Annotated in this window: 5 protein-coding genes; 4 read left to right on the top strand and 1 reads right to left on the bottom strand. The window is 76.0% G+C overall.

The features are described 5' to 3' along the window. A partial coding sequence (locus tag IO30_RS0120630; RefSeq protein ID WP_031145014.1) for a methionine adenosyltransferase domain-containing protein occupies positions 1-247 on the top strand: 247 nt, incomplete at its 5' end. Between the two features lie 121 nt (positions 248-368). Further along, on the top strand, positions 369-2471 hold the full coding sequence (locus IO30_RS0120625; RefSeq protein ID WP_031145013.1) for a primosomal protein N': 2103 nt from the start codon (positions 369-371) through the stop codon (positions 2469-2471). 161 nt (positions 2472-2632) lie between these two features. Here IO30_RS0120625 and IO30_RS0120620 read toward each other — a convergent pair whose 3' ends face one another. After that, the gene (locus IO30_RS0120620; protein WP_031145012.1) at positions 2633-3163 is read right to left on the bottom strand and encodes a hypothetical protein; all 531 of its coding nucleotides are present in this window, start codon (positions 3161-3163) and stop codon (positions 2633-2635) included. Positions 3164-3424: 261 nt separating this feature from the next. Here IO30_RS0120620 and fmt point away from each other — a divergent pair, with 261 nt between their 5' ends. Further along, complete coding sequence (fmt, locus tag IO30_RS0120615; RefSeq protein ID WP_031145011.1) at positions 3425-4369, top strand: methionyl-tRNA formyltransferase; 945 nt, start codon at positions 3425-3427, stop codon at positions 4367-4369. A 75-nt stretch (positions 4370-4444) separates the two neighbouring features. Further along, positions 4445-5914 carry an RsmB/NOP family class I SAM-dependent RNA methyltransferase gene (locus tag IO30_RS0120610; protein WP_031145010.1) on the top strand — a complete coding sequence of 490 codons (1470 nt, stop codon included), beginning with the start codon at positions 4445-4447 and terminating at the stop codon, positions 5912-5914. The last annotated feature ends 118 nt before the right edge of the window (positions 5915-6032 follow it).

Genomic DNA, 6032 nt, shown 5'->3' with positions numbered 1-6032 from the left:
CAAGGCCGAGCCCGTCGGTCTGTTCGTCGAGACCTTCGGCACGCACAAGGTGGACGTGCAGAAGATCGAGGACGCCATCGGCGAGGTCTTCGACCTGCGTCCGGCCGCGATCATCCGCGACCTCGACCTGCTGCGCCCGATCTACGCCCAGACCGCCGCCTACGGCCACTTCGGCCGCGAGCTGCCCGACTTCACCTGGGAGCGCACCGACCGCGTCGACGCCCTGCGCGCCGCCGCCGGTCTGTAAGCAGCACCGCTTCGCCGAACGGCCCCGGACCAGCTGGTCCGGGGCCGTTCGCACGCCCGGGGCCGTCCCCGCGGCACGGGGGAAGGGCCCGCTGTCAGCGGGGTTTGGTAAGAATGCTGGTGTGAGCAGCGCGAACGAGTCCCCGCCGGAGCAGCTCGCGCTGATCCGGGAGATGGTCGCCGAGGCGAAGGCCAAGGCACCCAAGGCGAAGCCGCGTACCTGGCGGGGCGCCGCGCTCGCCGCCGAGCTGCCGATCGCCAAGGTCCTGGTCAACAAGGGCGTCCTGCACCTCGACCAGACCTGGGACTACGCCGTCCCCGAGAGCCTCTCCGAGGAAGCCCAGCCCGGTGTCCGCGTCCGGGTCCGCTTCGGCGCGGGCGAGGGACGGGTCCGGGACGGGCGCCGCGAGGGCGGCGGCCTGATCGACGGCTACCTCATCGAGCGGGTGGCCGAGACGGACTACGAGGGCCCGCTGGCGGCCCTGGCCCAGGTGGTGTCCCCGGAGCGGGTGCTCAGCCCCCGGATCGAGCAGCTCGCCCGGGCCGTCGCCCGCCGCTACGGCGGAAGCCTGGCCGACGTCCTGCAACTGGCGATCCCGCCCCGGCACGGACAGGCCGAGAGCCGGCCCTCGCCCGACCCGCTGGCGCCGCCGGCCGCGCCCGAGCCCGGCGGCTGGGAGCGCTACCCGGCCGGGCCCGGCTTCCTGCGCGAACTGGCCTCCGGAGCGAACCCGCGTGCCGTGTGGACCGCGCTGCCCGGACCGGGCTGGCCCGAGGAGCTCGCCCGGGCCATGGCGGCCACCCTCGCCTCCGGCCGGGGCGCGCTGGCCGTGCTCCCCGACGGCCGCGCCGCCGCGCGGCTGGACGAGGCGCTGACCGCCCTCGTCGGCAAGGGACTGCACGCCCTTCTCACGGCCGAGTCCGGCCCCCAGAAGCGCTACTCCCAGTGGCTCTCGGTGCACCGCGGGTCGGTACGCGCCGTCATCGGGACCAGAGCGGCGATGTTCGCGCCCGTGCACGACCTCGGCCTGGTGGCGATCTGGGACGACGGCGACGCCAGCCACAGCGACACCAACGTGCCCCACCCGCACGTGCGGGAAGTGCTCCAGCTGCGCTCGCTCACCGAAGGCTGCGGCTTCCTGCTCGGCAGCACCAGCTGCACCGTGGAGGCCGCCCAGCTCGTGGAGTCCGGCTGGGCCCGGCCGCTGGTCGCCGACCGCGAGACGGTCCGCGCCACCGCGCCCCGGATCCGGACCGTCGGCGACGAGCTCCTGGCCCGGGACGGCGCCGCCCGTGCGGCCCGGCTGCCGAGCCTGGCGTGGGAGACCGTACGGGAGGGCCTGAAGACCGGCCCCGTGCTCGTCCAGGTGCCGCGGCGCGGATACGTGCCCCGGCTGGCCTGCGAGCGCTGCCGGACCCCGGCGCGCTGCCGGACCTGCGCCGGACCGCTGGAAGCGCCCGACGAGCGGGAACTGCACTGTGGGTGGTGCGGGCTCCAGGAGACCTCCTGGCACTGCGAGGAGTGCGGCTCGTTCAGGCTGCGGGCCCAGGTCGTCGGTGCCCGGCGGACCGCCGAGGAGCTCGGCCGGGCCTTCCCCGCGGTGCCGGTGCGCACCTCGGGGCGCGACCACGTCCTGGAACGCGTGCCCGACGCCCCGGCGCTCGTCGTGTCGACCCCGGGGGCCGAGCCGGTGGCCGAGGGCGCCGGATACGCGGCGGCCCTGCTGCTGGACGGCTGGGCCATGCTCGGCTTCCCCGACCTGCGGGCCGGGGAGGAGGCGCTGCGGCGCTGGATCGCGGCGGCCTGCCTGGTCAGGGGCGAGGGCCAGGTGGTCGTCGTGGCCGAGCCGACGCTGCGGCCCGTCCAGGCTCTGGTGCGCTGGGACCCGGTCGGCCACGCACTGCGCGAGCTGGCGGAACGGGCCGAACTGCGGTTCCCGCCCGTGTCCCGGATGGCGTCCGTCATCGGCCGCGGCGCCGCCGCCGTGGAGGACTTCCTGGCCGCCGCCGAACTCCCGCCGGACGCCGAGGTCCTGGGCCCGGTACCGCTGCCCGGGCGGCGCGGAGAGGCGTCCGCGGGCGAGCGTGCGCTGGTACGGGTGCCCCCGGGCAGCGGGGCCGCGCTCGCCGCGGCCCTGAAGTCGGCGCAGGCGGCCCGTCTGGCACGGGGCGTCCCGGCGGCGGAGGCGGTGCGGGTCCGGATCGACCCGCTGGACATCGGCTGATGGGGCAGGGAACGCGGGGCGCCCCCGGCGCGGCGACCACGAGGATCGTTTTACCGGGGGCGCGCGTGCGGTGCGGGCCGTGGAGCTGGGCCGTGGTGCGGGGGCTGGGCGCCCGGCCGTCGAGGGTCGGCGTCCCGGCGGTGGGCGGGGCGGTGGACCCGTCAGCCGTTGCGGGGGCCGGGGAAGGCCGAGGCGGACTGGCGGGGGGCGCCCGCCGCGGCCTGGGTCTCCTCGCGCACCGGCTGCGGCGGCACCGAGCGGGCCGCCGGGACCGTGGGCAGCGGTCCCAGGGTCCGGGTGGTCGTGCCCTCGGCCAGGGGCTCGGCGGACTCGGCGGTGCTCTGCGCCCGCCGGGCACCGTAGCGCCGGTGCACGGCCTGCTTGGTGACGCCGAGCGCCGAGCCGACCGCGTCCCACGAGAAGCCGAGCGAACGGTCGAAGTCGACCGCGGCGGTGACCAGCGTCTCTACGCTGTCCCGCAGCTCCTGGGCGAGGCGGACGGTGGGCGCGGGCGCCCGCCCGTAGACGACGAAGCCCGTGGAGGGACCTGAGCGGCGCGGGCGGTACACATTGCCGAGCTGGGCGGTCAGCGTACGCAGGGCATCCACCTGCCGCCTGACCCGCTCGATGTCCCGCACCAGCAGGTGCAGGCTGGCCCGGGCTTGGGCGTCGTGGGTGGCGTGGTCGGCCATGAAGAAGCCTCTCGAACCGGTGCTGAAGGGCGGAGCGGGCCGCGTACACCGTTCAAACGCGGCCCGTTTTGGTCAATCTCTCTTGACCAACGCGCCACCTGGCGGGCAGGTCACGCTCTGGGGGCGTGTCGGCATATGCGAGAGGCGCGTGTGTGTGCGTACGCCCCCTGGTGGCGGCGCCCCGGACCCAGGCGGTGCCGGGGGTCCAGGCCCCATAGACTGGTGTGCTGCTGACAGCCGAGATAGCGAGGTAGGACCCCAGTGAAGCTCGTCTTCGCAGGCACCCCCGAGGTCGCCGTGCCCGCCCTGGACGCCCTGATCGCCTCCGGGCGGCACGAGGTGGCGGCCGTCATCACCCGGCCCGACGCCCCGGCCGGCCGCGGCCGCAGGCTCGTCGCCAGCCCGGTCGCCGAGCGGGCCGAGGAGGCGGGGATCGAGGTCCTCAAGCCCGTCCGGCCCCGCGACCCGGACTTCCAGGCCCGGCTGCGCGAGATCGGCCCGGACTGCTGCCCGGTCGTCGCCTACGGCGCGCTGATCCCCAAGAGCGCGCTCGACATCCCCCGGCACGGATGGGTCAACCTGCACTTCTCCCTGCTGCCCGCATGGCGCGGGGCGGCGCCCGTCCAGCACTCGATCATGGCGGGGGACGAGTTCACCGGCGCCTCCACCTTCCAGATCGAGGAAGGCCTGGACTCCGGCCCGGTCTACGGCATCCTCACCGAGGCGATCCGGCCCACCGACACCAGCGGCGACCTGCTGACCCGGCTGGCCTTCGCGGGCTCCGGGCTGCTGGCCGCCACCATGGACGGCATCGAGGACGGCACCCTGCGCGCCGTCGCACAGCCCGTGGACGGCATCTCCCCGGCCCCCAAGATCACCGTCGAGGACGCCCGCATCGACTGGGCCGCCCCGGCGATGCGCGCCGACCGCGTGGTCCGCGGCTGCACCCCCGCGCCCGGCGCGTGGACCGTCTTCCGCGGCGAGCGGCTCAAGCTGATCTCGGTCGGCCTGGTGCCCGACCGCACGGACCTGGCTCCCGGCGTGCTGGCCCCCGCCAAGAACAACGTCCACGTCGGCACCGGTTCGCACGCCGTCGAGCTGCTCTGGGTCCAGCCCCAGGGCAAGAAGCCGATGCGCGCCGCCGACTGGGCGCGCGGGGTGCGGATCGCACCCGGCGAGCGGCTCGGCGGCACGGACGTAGGCTGATCCCAGCCCCGTCGGCGGCCCCGCAGTCCTTCCCGTCACACACCAGAGTTACGTAAACCCCGGAGCACCTTTCACGTGAGCGATCAGTCCCGTCCCCGTCGCAGTCCCGCAGGCGCGGGCGGCAAGCAGGCGGCCAAGCCGTACCGCCGTCCCCAGAAGGACCCCGTACGGATGCTGGCCTTCGAGGTGCTGCGGGCGGTGGACGAGCGCGACGCCTACGCGAACCTCGTCCTGCCGCCGCTGCTGCGCAAGGCCCGCCAGGACGAGAGCTTCCAGGCGCGGGACGCGGCCCTGGCCACCGAGCTGGTCTACGGGACGCTGCGCCGCCAGGGCACCTACGACGCGGTGATCAAGGCGTGCATCGACCGGCCGCTGCGCGAGGTGGACCCGCCGGTGCTGGACGTGCTCTCGCTCGGCGCGCACCAGCTGCTGGGCACCCGGATCCCCACCCACGCGGCCGTCTCGGCGAGCGTGGAGCTGGCCCGGGTGGTGCTCGGGGACGGGCGCGCGAAGTTCGTGAACGCCGTGCTCCGCAAGATCGCCGCGCACGACCTCGACGGCTGGCTGGAGCGGGTCGCCCCGCCCTACGAGGACGACGCCGAGGAACACCTCGCCGTCTACCACTCCCACCCGCGGTGGGTCGTCAGCGCCCTGTGGGACGCGCTGGGCGGCGGCCGGGCCGGGATCGAGGACCTGCTGGAGGCCGACAACGAGCGGCCCGAGGTCACGCTGGTCGCGCGGCCGGGCCGGTCCACGCCCGAGGAGCTGCTGGAGGCCGTCGGCGAGGACTCGGCGCTGCCCGGGCGCTGGTCCCCGTACGCCGTGCGGATGTCCGAGGGCGGCGAGCCGGGCGCGCTGGAGGCCGTGCGCGACGGACGCGCCGGAGTCCAGGACGAGGGCAGCCAGCTGGTGGCGATGGCCCTGGCGGCAGTCCCCGTCGAGGGCCGCGACGAGCGCTGGCTGGACGGCTGCGCGGGCCCCGGCGGCAAGGCCGCCCTGCTCGCGGCGCTGGCGGCGCAGCGCGGGGCGTTCCTGCTGGCCTCGGAGAAGCAGCCGCACCGGGCGCGCCTGGTGGAGCACGCGCTGGCGGGCAACCCCGGGCCCTACCAGGTCATCGCGGCGGACGGCACCAGGCCGCCGTGGCTGCCGGGCTCCTTCGACCGCGTCCTGATGGACGTGCCCTGCTCGGGCCTGGGCGCACTGCGCCGGCGGCCCGAGGCCCGCTGGCGCCGGCGCCCCGAGGACCTGGAGGGCTTCGCGCCGCTCCAGCGGGGACTGCTGCGGCAGGCGCTGGCGGCGGTCCGGGTGGGCGGTGTCGTGGGCTACGCGACCTGCTCGCCGCACCTGGCGGAAACCCGGGTGGTCGTGGAGGACGTCCTCAAGGGCCGCGGCGCCGGGAACGCCCCGGTGTCGGCCGAACTGGTCGACGCCCGGCCGTACATGGGCGGCGTACCGGCTCTGGGCGACGGCCCGGACGTGCAGCTCTGGCCGCACCTGCACGGGACGGACGCGATGTACCTGGCGCTGCTGCGGCGCACCGCGTAACCGCGGACCGGGCGGGGCGGGCGCCCCGTACGGGGGCGGGGGAGCGCTCCAGTGGTCGCCCCCCGTCACCGAGTTCCGGGGTCGTGGCCGGAAGTGGCCGGGGGCATGGCAGGCTTGG

This window comes from Streptomyces xanthophaeus (assembly GCF_000725805.1).
GTDB classification, from domain to species: domain Bacteria; phylum Actinomycetota; class Actinomycetes; order Streptomycetales; family Streptomycetaceae; genus Streptomyces; species Streptomyces xanthophaeus.
Note: the sequence above shows the minus strand (reverse complement) of the source record. Positions and strands in the feature narration are given on the sequence as shown.